Source organism: Metapseudomonas resinovorans DSM 21078 (assembly GCF_000423545.1).
GTDB lineage: Bacteria > Pseudomonadota > Gammaproteobacteria > Pseudomonadales > Pseudomonadaceae > Metapseudomonas > Metapseudomonas resinovorans.
This window is the reverse complement of record NZ_AUIE01000027.1, coordinates 48,339-66,107: the sequence shown is the minus strand read 5'-3', so window position 1 is coordinate 66,107 and position 17,769 is coordinate 48,339. Positions and strand designations below refer to the sequence as shown.

General features: G+C 61.7%; 15 protein-coding genes. 13 read left to right on the top strand and 2 right to left on the bottom strand.

Annotation, left to right across the window (positions count from 1 at the left end; translation table 11 throughout):
- Positions 1–504 precede the first annotated feature (504 nt).
- From xdhA to guaD, 5 genes are all read left to right on the top strand, one after another.
- On the top strand, positions 505–1,944 hold the full coding sequence (xdhA, locus tag G559_RS0118960; RefSeq protein ID WP_028629758.1) for a xanthine dehydrogenase small subunit: 1,440 nt from the start codon (positions 505–507) through the stop codon (positions 1,942–1,944).
- A complete protein-coding gene (gene xdhB, locus G559_RS0118955) occupies positions 1,937–4,333 on the top strand; it encodes a xanthine dehydrogenase molybdopterin binding subunit (RefSeq protein WP_028629757.1) in 2,397 nt (798 codons plus the stop codon). The genes xdhA and xdhB overlap by 8 nt, the downstream gene beginning before the upstream one ends.
- Before the next feature lie 57 nt (positions 4,334–4,390).
- The gene (locus G559_RS30465) at positions 4,391–4,540 is read left to right on the top strand and encodes a hypothetical protein (RefSeq protein WP_155945741.1); all 150 of its coding nucleotides are present in this window, start codon (positions 4,391–4,393) and stop codon (positions 4,538–4,540) included.
- Positions 4,537–5,370 carry a xanthine dehydrogenase accessory protein XdhC gene (gene xdhC / locus G559_RS0118945; protein ID WP_028629756.1) on the top strand — a complete coding sequence of 278 codons (834 nt, stop codon included), beginning with the start codon at positions 4,537–4,539 and terminating at the stop codon, positions 5,368–5,370. The genes G559_RS30465 and xdhC overlap by 4 nt, the downstream gene beginning before the upstream one ends.
- 135 nt (positions 5,371–5,505) lie before the next feature.
- Positions 5,506–6,813, top strand: coding sequence for a guanine deaminase (gene guaD, locus G559_RS0118940; protein WP_028629755.1), 1,308 nt, complete (start codon positions 5,506–5,508; stop codon positions 6,811–6,813).
- A gap of 357 nt (positions 6,814–7,170) precedes the next feature.
- Here the strand turns inward: guaD and G559_RS0118935 are convergent, their stop codons facing one another.
- The gene (locus G559_RS0118935; protein WP_028629754.1) at positions 7,171–7,941 is read right to left on the bottom strand and encodes a GntR family transcriptional regulator; all 771 of its coding nucleotides are present in this window, start codon (positions 7,939–7,941) and stop codon (positions 7,171–7,173) included.
- Between the two features lie 617 nt (positions 7,942–8,558).
- On the opposite strand from G559_RS0118935, the gene G559_RS0118930 reads away from it, so the two are divergent.
- The 4 genes from G559_RS0118930 (at position 8,559) to dctM (ending at position 13,275) form a co-directional block, all read left to right on the top strand.
- On the top strand, positions 8,559–9,908 hold the full coding sequence (locus G559_RS0118930) for an NCS2 family permease (RefSeq protein WP_028629753.1): 1,350 nt from the start codon (positions 8,559–8,561) through the stop codon (positions 9,906–9,908).
- 368 nt (positions 9,909–10,276) lie between these two features.
- Positions 10,277–11,272, top strand: a complete 996-nt coding sequence (gene dctP / locus G559_RS0118925; protein ID WP_028629752.1) for a C4-dicarboxylate TRAP substrate-binding protein DctP — start codon at positions 10,277–10,279, stop codon at positions 11,270–11,272.
- Positions 11,273–11,347: 75 nt separating this feature from the next.
- Complete coding sequence (locus tag G559_RS0118920; RefSeq protein ID WP_028629751.1) at positions 11,348–11,995, top strand: TRAP transporter small permease; 648 nt, start codon at positions 11,348–11,350, stop codon at positions 11,993–11,995.
- The gene (gene dctM, locus G559_RS0118915; protein ID WP_028629750.1) at positions 11,992–13,275 is read left to right on the top strand and encodes a C4-dicarboxylate TRAP transporter large permease protein DctM; all 1,284 of its coding nucleotides are present in this window, start codon (positions 11,992–11,994) and stop codon (positions 13,273–13,275) included. Before G559_RS0118920 ends, dctM begins: the two co-directional genes overlap by 4 nt.
- Before the next feature lie 144 nt (positions 13,276–13,419).
- Here dctM and uraH read toward each other — a convergent pair whose 3' ends face one another.
- Positions 13,420–13,773, bottom strand: a complete 354-nt coding sequence (gene uraH / locus G559_RS0118910; protein ID WP_028629749.1) for a hydroxyisourate hydrolase — start codon at positions 13,771–13,773, stop codon at positions 13,420–13,422.
- A gap of 423 nt (positions 13,774–14,196) precedes the next feature.
- Between uraH and puuE the strand changes: the two genes are divergently transcribed.
- The 4 genes from puuE to G559_RS0118890 all read left to right on the top strand — a co-directional run bounded on the left by puuE (position 14,197) and on the right by G559_RS0118890 (position 17,673).
- Positions 14,197–15,126: an allantoinase PuuE gene (puuE, locus tag G559_RS0118905; RefSeq protein WP_028629748.1), complete on the top strand. Its 930-nt coding sequence runs from the start codon at positions 14,197–14,199 to the stop codon at positions 15,124–15,126.
- Complete coding sequence (uraD, locus tag G559_RS0118900) at positions 15,123–15,638, top strand: 2-oxo-4-hydroxy-4-carboxy-5-ureidoimidazoline decarboxylase (protein ID WP_028629747.1); 516 nt, start codon at positions 15,123–15,125, stop codon at positions 15,636–15,638. The genes puuE and uraD overlap by 4 nt, the downstream gene beginning before the upstream one ends.
- 162 nt (positions 15,639–15,800) lie before the next feature.
- The gene (locus tag G559_RS0118895) at positions 15,801–16,304 is read left to right on the top strand and encodes an ureidoglycolate lyase (RefSeq protein ID WP_028629746.1); all 504 of its coding nucleotides are present in this window, start codon (positions 15,801–15,803) and stop codon (positions 16,302–16,304) included.
- A 52-nt stretch (positions 16,305–16,356) separates the two neighbouring features.
- Positions 16,357–17,673, top strand: a complete 1,317-nt coding sequence (locus G559_RS0118890; RefSeq protein ID WP_028629745.1) for a urate hydroxylase PuuD — start codon at positions 16,357–16,359, stop codon at positions 17,671–17,673.
- Positions 17,674–17,769: the final 96 nt, after the last annotated feature.

Below are 17,769 nucleotides of genomic sequence, written 5' to 3'. Positions count from 1 at the left end.
CTACGGGTACGGGCAGTGGACGCAAGAGCAAAAGGGGGGAAATGTCCGACTCTGCCACAGGACGCTGGCAGGGCGCGGAGTCTATCACAAGGCAGCAAGAGCTCCTGTAGAGCCGAACTCATTGGCTACGCCTGCATTGCGTGTTGCAAGCACTTGCATCGCCTGTAGAAGCTGGCTTGCCAGCGAATGGCCGCGTTTCGCCGGCAAGCCAGCTCCTACAAGGTTCTTGGCCCGATGGTAAATCTCTCGCAACAGCTAACGCAGACAGAGCCAATGAATTCACCCCGACAAAAAGCGCCCTGCCCTCCCTTACCTACACTTAGGACAGGTGGCACGAATTGCGCTTGAACCTTGAGACAGAGCCGGTACGGCGGGCTAATAACCGAAAGAGATGAAGATTTCCTGACTTTCGAGTCAAATATTTATTGACCCAAAAGTCAGACGCCTCTAAATTTGCCCCCATACGAGCCCTCGTAAAAACAATAAAGTGCCTGGAGGTCGTCCTTGATCCAGTTTTTACTCAATCGGGAGCTGCGCACCGAGCAAGCCCTCGATCCCAATGTCACGGTGCTCAACTACCTGCGTGAGCATGTCGGCAAACCCGGTACCAAAGAAGGCTGTGCCTCGGGCGATTGCGGTGCTTGCACCGTCGTTGTCGGCGAGCTGGACGGGGACCGCGTCCGCTATCGCACCCTCAACTCCTGCCTGACCTTCGTGTCCTCGCTGCACGGCAAGCAACTGATCACCGTGGAAGACCTCAAGCACCAGGGCCAACTGCACTCCGTGCAACAGGCCATGGTTGATTGCCACGGCTCCCAGTGCGGCTTCTGCACCCCTGGATTCGTCATGTCGCTGTTCGCGTTGCAAAAAAACAGCAACGGCTTCGACAAGGCGCAGACCATGGAAGCCCTGGCCGGCAACCTGTGCCGCTGCACCGGCTATCGCCCGATCATCGACGCCGCCGAGCAGGCCTGCTGCCAGAAGCAGCCGGACCAGTTCGACAATGCCGAAGCGCAGACCGTCGCCCAGCTGAAGGCCATTGCCCCGCGCGAAACCGCCGAGTTGAACAGCGGCGACAAGCGCTGCCTGGTGCCGCTGACCGTGGCAGACCTTGCCGACTTCTACGTCTCCAACCCGCAGGCCCGCCTGCTGGCCGGTGGCACCGACCTGGCCCTGGAAGTCACCCAGTTCCACCGTGAGCTGCCGGTGATGATCTACGTCGGCCATATCGACGCCATGAAGCGCATCGAGGAAAACGGCGACTTCATCGAGATCGGCGCAGCCACTTCGCTGTCCGACTGCTACGAAACCCTGTCCCGCGAGTACCCGGACTTCGGCGAGCTGCTGCACCGCTTCGCCTCCCTGCAGATTCGCAACCAGGGCACCCTGGGCGGCAACATTGGAAACGCCTCGCCCATCGGCGACGCCCCGCCGCTGCTGATCGCCCTGGGCGCCGAGATCGTTCTGCGCAAAGGCAACCAGACCCGCATCCTGCCGCTGGACGAATACTTCCTCGACTACAAGGTCACTGCCCGCCAGGATTCCGAGTTCATCGAAAAGGTGCGCGTGCCCCGCGCCCGCAAGAACCAGGCGTTCCGCGCCTACAAGGTGTCCAAGCGCCTGGACGACGACATCTCCGCTGTCTGCGCCGCCTTCAACCTGGTGATCGAGAACGGTGTGGTACGCAAGGCCCGAGTCGCCTTCGGCGGCATGGCCGGCATTCCCAAGCGCGCAAGCGCCTGTGAACAGGCCCTGATAGGCGCCTCTTGGTACCCGGGCACTGTCGAGCGCGCCTGCGAGGCCCTCGCCAAGGACTTCACCCCGCTCTCGGACTTCCGCGCCAGCAAGGAATACCGCCTGCTGACCGCGCAGAACCTGCTGCGCAAGTTCTTCCTCGAACTGCAATCCCCAGAAGTCGAAACCCGGGTGACCGCGTATGTCTAACAATCACCATCACAAAACCCAGGAAGAACTGGCGGAACTGTTCCGTGCCGACATCACCACCGGCGTCGGCCGCAGCGTCAAGCACGAGAGCGCGCCGAAACACGTGACTGGCGAAGCCGTGTACGTGGATGACCGCCTGGAGTTCCCCAACCAGCTCCACGTCTACGCCCGCATGAGCGACCGCGCCCACGCGCGCATCACCCGCATCGATACCACGCCCTGCTACCAGTTCCCGGGGGTGGCGATTGCCATCACCGCCAAGGACGTGCCCGGCCAGTTGGACATCGGCCCGGTGGTCGCCGGTGACCCGCTGCTGGCAGACGGCAAGGTCGAGTATGTCGGCCAGGTGATACTGGCCGTCGGTGCCGACAGCCTGGAGACCGCGCGCAAGGCCGCGATGGCAGCCATCGTCGAGTTCGAGGACCTGGAGCCCGTGCTGGACGTTGTCGACGCCCTGCGCAAGAAGCATTTCGTGCTGGACAGCCACCAGCACAAGCGCGGTGACTCGACCACCGCACTGGCCAATGCGAAGAACCGGCTGCAAGGTTCCTTGCACATCGGCGGCCAGGAGCACTTCTATCTGGAGACCCAGATCTCCTCCGTCATGCCCACCGAAGACGGCGGCATGATCGTCTACACCTCGACCCAGAACGCCACCGAAGTCCAGAAGCTGGTCGGCGAAGTGCTGGGCGTGCCGATGAACAAGATCGTCATCGACATGCGCCGCATGGGCGGCGGTTTCGGCGGCAAGGAAACCCAGGCGGCCGGCCCGGCCTGCCTGTGCGCCGTGATCGCGCACCTGACCCGGCGCCCGACCAAGATGCGCCTGCCGCGCATGGAAGACATGTCGATCACCGGCAAGCGCCACCCCTTTTACGTCGAGTACGACGTGGGCTTCGACGATAACGGCCTGCTCACCGGCATCGAACTGGAACTGGCCGGCAACTGCGGCTATTCGCCTGACCTGTCTGGCTCGATCGTCGACCGCGCGATGTTCCACTCGGACAACGCCTACTTCCTCGAAAACGCCACCATCAATGGTCACCGCTGCAAGACCAACACCGCCTCGAACACCGCCTACCGTGGTTTCGGTGGCCCACAGGGCATGGTCGCGATCGAAGAGATCATGGACGCCATTGCCCGCAGCCTCGGCAAGGACCCGCTGGAAGTTCGCAAGCTGAACTACTACGGCAAGGACGAGCGCAACGTTACCCACTACTACCAGACCGTCGAGCACAACATGCTCGCCGAAATGACTGCTGAGCTCGAAGCCAGCAGCGAGTACGCCAAGCGCCGCGAGGAAATCCGCGAGTTCAACGCCAAGAGCCCCGTGCTGAAGAAAGGCCTGGCGATGACCCCGGTGAAGTTCGGCATCAGCTTTACCGCCACCTTCCTCAACCAGGCCGGCGCGCTGGTGCACGTCTACACCGATGGCAGCATTCACCTGAACCACGGCGGCACCGAGATGGGCCAGGGCCTGAACACCAAGGTCGCCCAGGTCGTGGCCGAAGTCTTCCAGGTGGATATCGGCCGCATCCAGATCACCTCCACCAACACCGACAAGGTGCCCAACACCTCGCCGACCGCAGCGTCCAGCGGTACGGACCTGAACGGCAAGGCGGCGCAGAACGCGGCCGAAACCATCAAGGGCCGGCTGGTGGAGTTCCTCGCCAATCACTTCAAGGTGACGACCGAGGATGTGGAGTTCAAGAACGAGCAGGTGCGCGTGCGCGACCGCTACCTTTCCTTCGAGGAAATGATTCAGCTCGCCTACTTCAACCAGATCTCGCTCTCCAGCACCGGTTTCTACCGCACACCGAAGATTTTCTACGACCGCGACAAGGCCGCCGGCCGCCCCTTCTATTACTTCGCCTACGGTGCAGCCTGCGCCGAAGTCCTCGTGGACACGCTGACCGGCGAGTACAAGATGCTGCGTACCGACATCCTGCATGACGTGGGTGCTTCGCTGAACCCGGCCATCGACATCGGCCAGGTGGAAGGTGCCTTCGTCCAGGGTATGGGCTGGCTGACCATGGAAGAGCTGGTCTGGAACGCCAAGGGCAAGCTGATGACCAACGGTCCGGCCAGCTACAAGATCCCGGCCATCGCCGACATGCCCATCGATCTGCGCGTGAAGCTGGTGGAGAACCGCAAGAACCCCGAGCAGACGGTGTTCCATTCCAAGGCAGTGGGCGAGCCGCCCTTCATGCTGGGCATCGCCGTCTGGTGCGCCATCAAGGACGCCGTGGCGAGCCTCGGGGATTACAAGGCCCAGCCGAACATCGACGCGCCGGCCACCCCCGAACGCGTGCTCTGGGGCGTCGAGCAGATGAAGAAACTGCAACAACCCGCCAAGGCTGCCTCGCAGACGCAGCCCGAACCGGCATGACCCGTGGCGGCCGCCCCGCAAGGGTCGGCCGCCACACGAAACCCACGGTGAAGAACAATGACAACATCCACCGATCGACCGAAGACAATGCAGCAAGACACCGAAGCGGTGCTGCTGGAAACGCTGCCGGCACCCGTGCGTCCCAAGGACGACTGGCGCCTGTCGCGAACCACCAGGCCACTGCGTAGCTGGAGACTGAGCAAATGAGTTGGATCAGCGCCCTCGCCGACCTGCAGCAACGCAGTGAACCCTGCGTGCTGGTGACCATCATCGAGGAGCGCGGCTCGACCCCGCGCAATGCCGGCTCCAAGATGGTTGTCACTGCCGAGCGAATCTTCGAGACCATCGGTGGCGGTCATCTCGAATTCAAGGCGATGGAGATCGCCCGCGAGATGCTCGAAAATCGCAGCCAGGACACCCGCCTGGAGCGCTTCAGCCTGGGCGCCAGCCTCGGCCAGTGCTGCGGCGGCGCCACCGTGCTGCTGTTCGAACCCATGGGCCAGCCCCAGGCGCATATCGCCGTGTTCGGCGCTGGCCACGTCGGCCGCGCCCTGGTGCCGCTGCTCGCCAGCCTGCCCTGCAAGGTGCGCTGGATCGACTCGCGGGAGAATGAGTTCCCGGAGCACATTCCGGCCGGCGTGGAGAAAGTGGTCAACGAAGACGTGATCGACGAGATCGCCGAGATGCCCAAGGGCAGCTACTTCATCGTCATGACCCACAATCACCAGCTGGACCTGGAACTGACATCCGAAATCCTCAAGCGCAACGACTTCGCCTACTTCGGCCTGATCGGCTCGAAGACCAAGCGCGTCAAGTTCGAACATCGTCTGCGCGAGCGTGGCTTCGCCGCCGAAACCGTCCAGCGCATGCGTTGCCCTATGGGTATCCAGGACGTCAAAGGCAAGCTGCCGATCGAGATCGCCATCTCCATCGCCGGTGAAGTCGTCGCCACCTACAACGCCAACTTCGGCCAGGAAGTGAAAAAGGGCGAGACGGTCGCCAAGCTGATTCCTTCCTCCCGCCGCGAACAGGCCTGAGTTTTTTCCTCTTCCCTGGGAAGTGGATGACGCGTAGTGCCGGGTGGGGGGAGCCGCGTGACAGGGCGCCCCCCACTTCGGCCCCTCCCCTTGGGCGAGGACGCAAGAATCGTAATGCTAACGAACGAGACTGACATGACCAGCCACGTAACCGCCTACCGCTCCGCCATCCTGCACAGCATCGCCGACCCAGCCCTGGTGGGCGTCGAGCAGTCCTACCAGTATTTCGACGACGGCCTGCTGGTGGTCGAGGACGGTCGCGTCAAGGCCGTGGGCGAAGCCAAGTCCCTGCTGCCAGGCCTGGATGCCAGCGTCGAAGTACGTGAGTACCGCGACGCCCTGATCACCCCCGGCTTCATCGACACCCACATCCACTTCCCGCAGACCGGCATGATCGCCTCCTACGGCGAGCAACTGCTGGACTGGCTGAACACCTACACCTTCCCCACCGAAAAGCAGTTTGCCGACAAGGCCCATGCTGCTGACGTTGCTGGCATCTTCATCAAGGAGCTGCTGCGCAACGGCACCACCACGGCCCTGGTGTTCGGCACGGTGCACAAAGAGTCGGTGGACGCCTTCTTCGAAGCCGCGCAAGCGCTCAACCTGCGGATGATCGCCGGCAAGGTGCTGATGGACCGCAATGCCCCGGACTACCTGACCGACACCGCCGAATCCGGCTATGCCGACAGCAAGGAATTGATCGAGCGCTGGCACGGCAAGGGTCGCCTGCACTATGCGGTCACCCCGCGTTTCGCCCCCACCAGCACCCCGGAACAGCTGGAGCTGGCCGGCAAGCTGTATGCCGAGTACCCGGGCCTGTACATGCACACCCACCTGTCCGAGAACCGCAAGGAAATCGAGTGGGTGAAGGAGCTGTTCCCGGAACGCAAGGGCTACCTGGACGTCTATGACCACTTCAAGCTGATCGGCGAGCGCTCGGTATTCGCCCACGGTGTGCACCTGTGCGATGACGAGTGCAAACGCCTCGCGGAAACCGGTTCGGCGGTAGCGTTCTGTCCCACCTCCAACCTGTTCCTCGGCAGCGGCCTGTTCGACCTGCAGAAGCTGGAAGAGTACGGCGTGCGCGTGGGCCTGGGCACCGATGTCGGCGCCGGCACCAGCTTCTCCCAGCTGCAGTCGCTGAACGAGGCCTACAAGGTCATGCAATTGCAGGGCAAGAAGCTCGACCCGTTCAAGTCCCTGTACCTGGCCACCCTCGGGGGCGCCCGCTCGCTCTACCTGGATGACCGGATCGGCAACTTCCAGAGCGGCAAGGACGCTGACTTCGTGGTCCTTGACTACAAAGCCACCCCGCTGATGGATTACCGCCTGCAGCAAGCTCGCAGCCTCGAGGAAAAGCTGTTCGCCCTGACCATCCTCGGCGACGACCGTACCGTGAAGGAAACCTTCGCCGCCGGCCGCAGCGTGCATCAGCGTGGCTAACGCTCGCATGATGAAAAGAACCCCGCTTCGGCGGGGTTTTCTTTTGGCGCCCCAGTGGGGGCGAACTCATTCGCTCTGTCTGCGTAAAGTGTTGAAGGTCCAGGAATCCTTTGTAGGAGCTAGCTTGCTAGCGAATGCGGACATTTTCGCCCGCAAGAACTCGGCGTCCTACAGGCTCCAACAGGCGCTCACGCTCACCGGGTGGCTAACGCAGACATAGCCAATTCATTCGCCAAGGATCGCGCAGTGGCCCTGGAAGCTGGTCCGGGGGCAGGTCTTCGACCTGCTTGGCGAACGAATTCACCCCTACAGAAAGCAAAAAGCCCCGCATGCGCGGGGCTCATTCGTCAGGCTGGCTCAGGCGCTGCGGGGCGTGTTGCGGCCTGGCTTCTTCTTGGTCTGCAGCAGGTGCGAAAACACCGCGTGCAGGTCATCCGAAGCGCCGCCTTCGTCCAGATTCAACTTGTCATCGATGTGATCCATGTGATGCATCATCAGCATCACCGCGCGCTCGGCGTCGCGCGACTCGATGGCATCGATCAGGCGATTGTGTTCATCGAAGGAACAGTGGGAGCGGCTACCGCTCTCGTATTGGGCAATGATGAGCGACGTCTGGGACACCAGACTGCGCTGGAAACTGACCAAGGGAGCGTTCTTCGCCGCCTCGGCCAGCTTCAGGTGGAACTCACCGGAAAGACGGATGCCAGCACCACGGTCGCCACGAGAGAAGCAGGCCTGCTCCTCGCTGACCATCTGCCGAAGCTCCTGCAACTGCTCGGCGGTGGCGTGTTCCACCGCCAACTCGGTAATGGCTCGCTCAACCAGGCGGCGGGCGTAGAAGATCTGGCGGGCTTCCTCGACGCTGGGGCTCGCGACCACAGCGCCGCGATTCGGTCGCAGCAGCACCACACCTTCATGGGCAAGGCGCGACAGCGAGCGGCGGATGATGGTGCGGCTGACGCCGAATATCTCGCCCAGGGCCTCCTCGCTCAGCTTGGTACCGGGTGCGAGGCGCTGCTCGAGAATGGCATCGAAAATATGCGCATAGACGACATCGTCCTGCGTGCCGCTGCGGGTGCTTTTGGCGGTGCGCGGCTGCTTCTTGAGTGGCTGCAACTGTTCGTTCATGGGGGCTCGCGTCAAAGGGATTCGGCGGTCTTCCAGGGCCCTTTTTGCCCCTCTCCGCCGGGCTGAGCAGGTGTGTCAGCGAGGGAAATCAGGGAAAAAGCGAGTGATATTGTACACAATCATCCAGCCTTGAACAGTTTCGCCGCAGCTCAAGCCCCATTCCTGACCAGTTGCACAGGTTTTTCCAGTACTTCTCGAATGGCTCCGGTCGACGAAGGCATAAGCGACAGAAAGACAGATTTCCCTACATTTTTTTGTCATAAGCGCAATTGCTCCAGTGCCATTCAGTGCTTTGGCGCTTCCTTCCCTTTCCTGCCCTCGCACAAGCCACTCCTCTCAACCCATTGTTTTTAAATGACTTTATTAATTCATCGCCCAACGAATTGTCGCAGCAAAATCTGCCCTCACGGTCAGCTTTAACGAATTGGTGCGATTTTTCGAACATTGAAAACATTATTTGTTTTTTTTGTATACAAAGGCATAATCGCGCCGTGACTTCCTGACCCTGCGGTCAAGTATTAAGGGGAGTGCACCACTCACGCCATCCGCCTCAGTCAGTCCGGAGCCAACTCCAGGCTCTGGGTGAACAAAACAAAAGAGATGAGGAGTACCACGCTGTGGAAAGCATCAAACAACAAGAACAAGGAACGTACGCTGCAACACCGCCCTCCAATGGCCTGCTTGAACGTCTCTTCAAGCTCAGCCTTCACGGCACCACCGTGAGAACCGAACTGGCTGCAGGCCTGACCACCTTCATCACCATGGCCTACATCATTTTCGTCAACCCGAACATCATGGCCGATGCCGGGATCGATCATGGCGCAGCCTTCGTTGCTACCTGCCTTGCCGCAGCCTTCGGCTGCCTCCTCATGGGTCTTTACGCCAACTGGCCGGTGGGTCTCGCCCCGGGCATGGGCCTGAACGCCTTCTTCACCTACACCGTGGTCAACACCATGGGCTACAGCTGGCAGATCGCGCTTGGCGCGGTGTTCCTCTCCGGCGTGCTGTTCATGATCCTCACCTTCTCGCGCATCCGCGAATGGCTGCTCAACAGCATCCCAAGCAGTCTGCGGTTCGCCATGGGCGCTGGCGTCGGCCTGTTCCTCGGGCTCATCGGCCTGAAGACCGCCGGTATCGTAGTTGCCCATCCGGCCACCCTGGTGCACATCGGTGATCTGACCTCCCCCGGTCCGCTGCTGGCCGCCATCTGCTTCCTGATGATCGCCGTGCTGGAATACCGTCGTATCTTCGGCGGCATCCTGATCAGCATCCTCACCGTCACCCTGGTCGGCGTGGGTCTGGGCATCGTCAAATTCGGCGGCGTGTTCTCCATGCCCCCGAGCCTGGCGCCGACCTTCATGGCCATGGACATCACCGGCGCGTTCGACGTGACCATGGTCAGCGTGATCCTCGCTTTCCTCTTCGTGCACATGTTCGACACCGCCGGCACCCTGATGGGCGTGGCCCAGCGTGCCAACCTGGTGCAGGAAGACGGCCGCATCGAGAACCTGTCCAAAGCCATGAAGGCAGACAGCGCCTCCAGCGTGTTCGGCGGCGTGCTCGGCGTACCGCCGGTCACCAGCTACGTTGAGAGTGCTGCCGGCGTGGCCGCTGGCGGTCGCACAGGTCTGACTGCCGTAACCGTGGGCATCCTGTTCATCGCCGCCATGTTCTTCGCCCCGCTGGCCGGCATGATCCCCGCCTACGCCACCGCCGGCGCACTGATCTACGTTGCGATGCTGATGATGGGCGGCATGGCCCACATCGACTGGAAAGAACACACCGAGACCATTCCGGCCATCGTCACCGTGATCATGATGCCGCTGACCTTCTCGGTCGCCGACGGCATCGCGTTGGGCTTCGTGACCTACGTCGTAATGAAGGCCTTCACCGGCAAGTACAAGGATGTGTCGGTAAGCCTGTATGCACTCTGCGCCATCTTCGTGGCGAAGTTCATCTTCCTGTAACCGATCAGCCACCGCGAAACCGAGCCCTGTCGCAATGCGACAGGGCTTTTCATTTTCGCCTGATGAAAAGCCCGACCAAGTCTGGCGGATTTCCGCCACCAACCGCACGCAATACGGCGGGAACCCGCCACGCAAACCTCCTCTTCACGCCCCTTCAGCACCCGCCCTCCCTTGATAATCGTGGCTTGCAGACTGCTGGCACAGTGCTTGCCATGTGATCGGCAAGCGAGCCAACAAGAACAAGCCAAGCCGCGTTTTCACGATCCAACCGACCAAATCGCGGTTGCCGCCTAGACTCCTTCTTGTTGCCTCGCTCGGACCGCCCCCGGCTGTCCGGACCTGATCTAGAACAACAAGAGGATGCATCAATGTTCAAACCTGCTCTGAAAGCGCTCGCCTGCGCCCTCGCGCTGGGTGCCGCCGGCCTGGCCCAGGCCGCCGACCCCATCGTGATCAAGTTCTCCCACGTCGTGGCCGAGCACACCCCCAAGGGTCAAGGCGCATTGCTTTTCAAGAAGCTTGCGGAAGAACGCCTGCCCGGAAAGGTGAAGGTGGAGGTCTACCCCAACTCGTCGCTCTTCGGTGACGGCAAGGAAATGGAAGCCCTGCTGCTGGGCGACGTGCAGCTGATCGCACCGTCCCTGGCCAAGTTCGAGCAGTACACCAAGCAGGTGCAGTTGTTCGACCTGCCCTTCCTGTTCAACGACATCCAGGCCGTGGACCGCTTCCAGCACAGCCCCGAAGGCCAGAACCTGCTCAAGTCGATGGAAAACAAGAACATCACCGGGCTGGGTTATTGGCACAACGGCATGAAGCAGCTCTCGGCCAACAAACCCCTGCGCGAACCGAAGGACGCCCGCGGCCTGAAGTTCCGCGTACAGGCCTCGGCCGTGCTGGAGGAGCAGTTCAAGGCCGTGCGTGCCAACCCGCGCAAGATGAGCTTTGCCGAGGTGTACCAAGGGCTGCAGACCGGCGTGGTCAACGGTGCCGAGAACCCCTGGTCGAACATCTACTCGCAGAAAATGCACGAGGTGCAGAAGTACATCACCGAGTCCAACCACGGCGTGCTCGACTACATGCTGATCACCAACACCAAGTTCTGGAACGGCCTGCCGGCGGACGTTCGCTCCGAACTGGAGAAGATCACCGTGGAAGTGACCAACGAGGTGAACAAGCAGGCCGAGGCGCTGAACCAGGGCGACAAGCAGCGCATCATCGATGCCAAGACCAGCGAGATCATCGAGCTCACTCCCGAGCAGCGCAACGAATGGCGCGAGGCCATGAAGCCGGTGTGGAAGAAGTTCGAAGCCGAAATCGGTCCTGATCTGATCAAGGCTGCCGAAGCCGCCAATCAGGCCCAGTAAGACGCCCCGCCCGGGGTTGGCGGTTTTCCGCCAGCCCCGAGCAAACGACGCTTCTGCCATCGGGAGATGCCATCCATGAACGCTCTGCGGCGCGTCTGGGACCACTTCGAGGAAGGTTTCATCGCCTTCCTTCTGGCGGCCATGACGCTGGTGACCTTCGTCTACGTCATCCTCAATAACCTCTACACCGTCTTCTACGACCTGGCCGACCGCTGGGAGGCCGCCAGCGAAGCGCTCTTCGGCATCGGCGACAGCATCCTTGCCATGGCCCAGGCCATGACCTGGAGCAACTCGCTGACCAAGGCGCTGTTCGCCTGGCTGATCTTCTTCGGCCTTTCCTACGGCGTGCGTACCGCCGGCCACATTGGCGTCGATGCCCTGGTCAAGTTGACCACCCGCCCGGTGCAGCGAGCCCTGGGAATCATCGCCTGCCTGTGCTGCCTGCTTTATGCGGGACTGCTGGCTGTTGCCAGCTTCGAGTGGGTGCAAACCCTTTTCACGGCGGGAATCGGCGCCGAAGACCTCGGCCACTACGGCGTCCAGCAATGGCACATCGGCCTGATCGTGCCCGTGGGATTCGGCCTGGTCTTCATCCGCTACGCGGAAATTTTCGTTCGTATCCTGCAGAACCGGCAGACCGGTCTAGGCCTCGCCGATGAGGCTGCCGAGGCGCTCAAGCTGACCGAGCACGACGAGCCACAGCACAAGGAAGACAAGCAATGACTGTCCTGTTTCTCTTCTTCCTGCTCTTCCTGTTGATGTTCATTGGCGTACCCATTGCCATCTCGCTTGGCCTTGCCGGTTCGATGACCATCATGCTGTTCAGCCCGGATTCGGTGCGATCCCTGGCGATCAAGCTGTTCGAGACGTCCGAGCACTACACCCTGCTGGCAATCCCCTTCTTCCTGCTGGCTGGGGCCTTCATGACCACCGGTGGTGTGGCGCGGCGCCTGATCGACTTCGCCAACGCCTGCGTCGGCCACATCCGCGGCGGCCTTGCGATTGCCGCGGTGCTGGCCTGCATGCTCTTCGCCGCGCTGTCCGGCTCCAGCCCGGCCACGGTGGCCGCAGTGGGCTCCATCGCCATCGCCGGCATGGTGCGCTCGGGTTATCCGCAGGCCTTCGGCGCGGGCATCGTCTGCAACGCCGGTACCCTGGGCATTCTCATTCCGCCTTCAATCGTGATGGTGGTCTACGCCGCCGCCACCGAAACCTCGGTGGGCAAGCTGTTCATGGCCGGCGTGATTCCCGGCGTCTTGCTTGGCTTGGTGCTGATGGTGGCGATCTACATCATCGCCGTGAAAAAGAACCTGCCGGCGCTACCGCGCGCCACATTCCGCGAATGGCTGAACGCCGGGCGCAAGGCCCTCTGGGGCCTGCTGTTGATGGTGATCATCCTGGGCGGCATCTACAGCGGCATGTTCACGCCAACCGAAGCCGCGGCCGTGGCAGCCGTCTACTCGGCCTTCATTGCCCTGTTCGTCTACAAGGACATGAAGCTCAGCGAGGCGCCGAAGGTGCTGCTGGAGTCCGGCAAGCTGTCCATCATGCTGATGTTCATCATCGCCAACGCCATGCTCTTCGCACACGTGCTGACCACAGAGCAACTGCCCCAGCAGATCACTGCATGGGTGATCGATGCCGGCCTGACGCCAGTTACCTTCCTGCTGGTCGTGAACATCGTGCTCCTGATTGCTGGCGCCTTCATGGAACCCTCGGCAATCATCCTGATCCTGGCCCCGATCCTCTTCCCGATCGCGATGAAACTGGGCATCGACCCCATCCACCTGGGCATCATCATGGTGGTGAACCTGGAGATCGGCCTGGTGACACCGCCCGTGGGGCTGAACCTCTTCGTCACCTCGGCCGTGACCGGCATGCCGCTGACCTCCACCATCCGGGCCGCGATGCCCTGGCTGATGATCCTGCTGGCCTTCCTCATCCTGGTCACCTACGTACCCTGGATCTCCCTGGCCCTGCCGAACTGGCTGGGCATGACCTGATCCCTTGCGCATCTCCCCGTGATGCGTTTCAGCCCGGCCTTGCGCCGGGCTTTTTTATGAACACCGTCTGCACTTTCCTGCAGACGAAAAAAAGCCCGCAGTGTGAACGGGCTAGAAAGACTCCAGTGAGTCGAGGGTAACGAACTAGCTACCGCGGTAAGTGGAGTAGCTGTAAGGGGAGATCAGCAGCGGCACGTGATAGTGGTCCTGTTCGGAGGAGATGCCGAAGCGCAGCACGACCACGTCGAGGAAAGCCGGCTCGGCCAGCTGAACGCCACGCGCGCGGTAGTAGTCACCCGCGTGGAAATGGATCTGGTAGACGCCGCTCTGGTAGTCGGCACCCTGCAGCAGGGGCGCATCGCAGCGACCATCGTCATTGGTGGTGGTGGTGGCGACCAGCTCCAGGCCCGCGTTTTCTACGCGATAGAGCTCGATCTTGATGTCACGGCCAGGGCAACCGTGGGCGGCATCCAGTACATGCGTGGTCAAACGTCCCATTGCTCGCTGGGCGTTCTTCGGGCCGGTGCGCTGGCCGCGATCGAAACGCCACACCTCCTCTGCTTGTTCATATCGGTGCGTGGTCAGGGCTGAGGCCCCGGTACGGTGCGCAGAATAACATGCACCTGACAGAATGTAAGACATAAACAAGAAAAATTGTACACAATTACAGCAACAAATCCCGCCGAGCCTGCGTCGCACCACAGTCATTCGAAATTTACGCGTACCGTCCACCCAGCGGGCCTTACATCGAATCTACCTGACCATATGGGCAGGTTTCTTGCTTGGTGTCTGGATAACGAATCAGGTGATTTTTTGATTTACAAAACACAAGACAGTTTGTATACAATCACCCCATCCACGGTCGCGCACCACTCCCCAGGCTGTCGCTGATCGTCCAACAGACAAGAAAGGAAGACTGCAGTGAGCGCTGAGTACCCACGCGACCTGATCGGTTACGGCAACAACCCTCCCCACCCGCATTGGCCGGGTGAATCCCGCATCGCCCTGTCCTTTGTCCTGAACTACGAGGAAGGCGGCGAACGCAATGTGCTCCATGGTGACAAGGAGTCCGAAGCCTTCCTGTCCGAGATGGTGGCCGCCCAACCGCTACAGGGCGTGCGCAACATGAGCATGGAATCCCTCTACGAATACGGTAGCCGCGTCGGCGTCTGGCGCCTGCTCAACCTGTTCAAGCAGCACGACATTCCGTTGACCGTCTTCGCCGTCGCCATGGCCGCACAGCGCCATCCGGACGCGATCCGCGCCATGGTCGAGGCCGGCCACGAGATCTGCAGCCACGGCTACCGCTGGATCGACTACCAGTACATGGACGAGGCCCAGGAGCGCGAGCATATGCTCGAAGCCATCCGCATCCTCACCGAACTGACCGGCGAACGCCCGGTGGGCTGGTACACCGGCCGCACCGGTCCGAACACTCGCCGCCTGGTGATGGAAGAAGGCGGTTTCCTGTATGACTCGGATACCTACGACGACGATCTGCCCTATTGGGACGCCGCCAGTACCACGGAAAAACCGCACCTGGTCATCCCCTACACCCTGGATACCAACGATATGCGCTTCACCCAGGTGCAGGGTTTCAACAAGGGCGACGACTTCTTCGAGTATCTGAAGGACGCCTTCGACGTGCTCTATGCCGAAGGCGCCGCTGGCGCGCCGAAGATGCTCTCCATCGGAATGCACTGCCGCCTGCTGGGCCGCCCGGCACGCCTCGCCTCCCTGGCACGCTTCATCGAATACGTTAAGGGCCATGAGAAAGTCTGGTTCGCCCGCCGCGCCGACATCGCCCGTCACTGGCACGCCACCCACCCTTTCAAAGAGCAAGCGAAATGAGCCGCTTCCAGACCCTGACCCCGTCCACCCTGTCCCGCGATGCCTTCGTCAAGGCGTTCGCCGACATCTATGAACACTCGCCCTGGGTCGCCGAGAAGGCCTTCGACCTGGGCCAGGACGCCCACATCGACGACATCGACGGCCTGCACCAACGCATGGCCGACCTGTTGCTCAGCGCCAGCCATGAAGCCCAGCTGGCACTGATCAATGCTCACCCGGACCTGGCCGGCAAGGCTGCCGTCCGCGGCGAGCTGACCGAAGCCAGCACCAGCGAACAGGCCGGTGCCGGTATCCACGAGTGCACGGCTGAAGAGTTCGCGCGCTTCACCGAACTGAACGACGCCTACAAGGTCAAGTTCGGGTTTCCTTTCATCATGGCGGTGAAAGGCAGCAACCGGCACCAGATCCTGGCGGCCTTCGAGGAGCGGATCCACAACACTCCTGAAGCCGAATTCGCCAGGGCGCTGGCCGAGATCAACAAGATCGCGCTGTTCCGTCTGCAGCAGATGTAAGCCGCAGGCGCACCGCCCCAATCAAGACCGGGCGGCCTTAGGCCCGCCCATCGGCTCTCCACCGATTCGGAGAGCCAGGAGAGAGGATGGAATGACCACCCTCTTTCCCGGCCCCTCCCCCGCTCGCGGGATGGGAACCAGCAACGAACAAGTAGAACAGCCATGCGAACCCTGAAGATCGAGCCCCTGACCAAAGAAGCCTTCGCCCCCTTCGGAGATGTGATCGAAACCGAAGGCAGCGAGTACTTCATGATCAACAACGGCTCCACCCGCCGTTATCACAAGCTGGCAACGGTCGAGACCGCCCAGCCCGACGACAAGGCGATCATCAGCATCTTCAGCGCCGAATCCCTCGAGATGCCCTTGCGCATCCGCATGCTGGAACGACACCCGCAGGGCAGCCAGGCTTTCATTCCGCTGCTCGGCAATCCCTTTCTGGTCGTGGTCGCGCCGCTTGGCGATGTGCCTGTACCGGGTTTGGTCCGTGCCTTCATTTCCAATGGCAGGCAGGGCGTTAATTACCATCGCGGCGTCTGGCACCACCCGGTGCTGACGATCGAAAAGCGGGATGACTTCCTGGTGGTTGATCGCAGTGGTTCCGGTAACAACTGCGACGAGCATTACTTCACCGAGGACGAACAGCTCCTCCTCAACCCCCACCACTAATAAGAGAAGCCCAACGATCGGCGTGCCGGTCGGCGGGAAAGAGGTAACAACTGTGGAAGCACATTTGACCGAATGGCTGAACCTGGGCATTCGCTGGGTTCACATGATCACTGGTATCGCCTGGATCGGCGCGTCCTTCTATTTCGTCTGGCTCGAGAACAACCTCAACCGCGCCAACCCGCGCGACGGTCTGTCGGGTGATCTCTGGGCCATCCACGGTGGCGGCATCTACCACCTGGAGAAATACAAGCTCGCTCCGCCGAAAATGCCCGACAACCTTCACTGGTTCAAATGGGAAGCCTATTTCACCTGGCTGTCAGGCGTCGCCCTGCTGACCGTGGTGTTTTACCTGAATCCGACCCTGTACCTGATCGCACCCGGCGTGGATATCGCCCCGGCTGCCGCCGTCGCCATCGGCATCGGCTCGCTGGTCGCAGGCTGGTTCATCTACGACTTCCTCTGCGATTCGCCGCTGGGCAAGACCCCCGCCCTGCTCGGTCTGATCCTCTTCGTGCTGGTGATCGGCGCGGCCTGGGGCTTCACCCAGGTATTCAGCGGCCGTGGTGCCTACATTCATGTCGGCGCCCTGATCGGCACCATCATGGTGGGCAACGTGTTCCGCATCATCATGCCGGCGCAGCGCGCCCTGGTTAAGGCGATCGAAGAGAACCGCACCCCTGACCCGACCCTGCCGGCCAAGGGCCTGCTGCGTTCGCGCCACAACAACTACTTCACCCTGCCGGTGCTGTTCATCATGATCAGCAACCACTTCCCGAGCACGTACGGCAGCCAGTACAACTGGCTGATCCTGGCCGGAATCGCGGTGATCGCAGTGCTGGTGCGCCACTACTTCAACACCCGCCACGAGAGCAACAAGTTCGCCTGGACTCTCCCCGCCGGCGCCCTTGGCATGATCTGCCTGGCCTTCGTCACCGCGCCGAACTACAAGGCCGCTGAACCGAGCCTGGCCGTAGAGCCTGCCCACCAGGAGCATGCTGCTCCGGCAACCAGCACCAGCGCTGCCCCCGCCAGCGCCGAAAGCAAGCCGCAGGCTGCCGCCCCGGCGCAATCCGCTCAGGCCGCCCCGGCCCAGGCCAGCGCCAGCGGCAATGACTTCGGCAAGGTCCACACCGTGATTCAGGAACGCTGCACCGTCTGCCATTCCGCCAAGCCCACCAGTCCGATGTTCACCTCGGCGCCGGGCGGCGTGATGCTCGACACCCCGCAGCAGATCCAGATGCTCGCACCGAAGATCCAGGCTCAGGCAGTCGCCACCCAGATCATGCCGCTGGGCAACATCACCCAGATGACCCAGGAAGAGCGTGACCTGATCGGCCGCTGGATCGCACAAGGCGCGAAGACCAACTAAGCGCCCCCTGCAAGCAAGACCACGGCGGGTGGTGACCCCAAGCACCACCCGCGCTTCAAGCCTGCCCCAGGCAGGCTTTTTTTCTTCCAGCAGTAC

Coding starts and splice junctions, on each gene's coding strand:
- xdhB (WP_028629757.1), top strand. CDS start 1,937: ATGTCTAACAATCACCATCACAAAACCCAGGAAGAACTGGCGGAACTG.
- G559_RS30465 (WP_155945741.1), top strand. CDS start 4,391: ATGACAACATCCACCGATCGACCGAAGACAATGCAGCAAGACACCGAA.
- xdhC (WP_028629756.1), top strand. CDS start 4,537: ATGAGTTGGATCAGCGCCCTCGCCGACCTGCAGCAACGCAGTGAACCC.
- guaD (WP_028629755.1), top strand. CDS start 5,506: ATGACCAGCCACGTAACCGCCTACCGCTCCGCCATCCTGCACAGCATC.
- G559_RS0118935 (WP_028629754.1), bottom strand. CDS start 7,941: ATGAACGAACAGTTGCAGCCACTCAAGAAGCAGCCGCGCACCGCCAAA.
- dctP (WP_028629752.1), top strand. CDS start 10,277: ATGTTCAAACCTGCTCTGAAAGCGCTCGCCTGCGCCCTCGCGCTGGGT.
- G559_RS0118920 (WP_028629751.1), top strand. CDS start 11,348: ATGAACGCTCTGCGGCGCGTCTGGGACCACTTCGAGGAAGGTTTCATC.
- dctM (WP_028629750.1), top strand. CDS start 11,992: ATGACTGTCCTGTTTCTCTTCTTCCTGCTCTTCCTGTTGATGTTCATT.
- uraH (WP_028629749.1), bottom strand. CDS start 13,773: ATGGGACGTTTGACCACGCATGTACTGGATGCCGCCCACGGTTGCCCT.
- uraD (WP_028629747.1), top strand. CDS start 15,123: ATGAGCCGCTTCCAGACCCTGACCCCGTCCACCCTGTCCCGCGATGCC.
- G559_RS0118895 (WP_028629746.1), top strand. CDS start 15,801: ATGCGAACCCTGAAGATCGAGCCCCTGACCAAAGAAGCCTTCGCCCCC.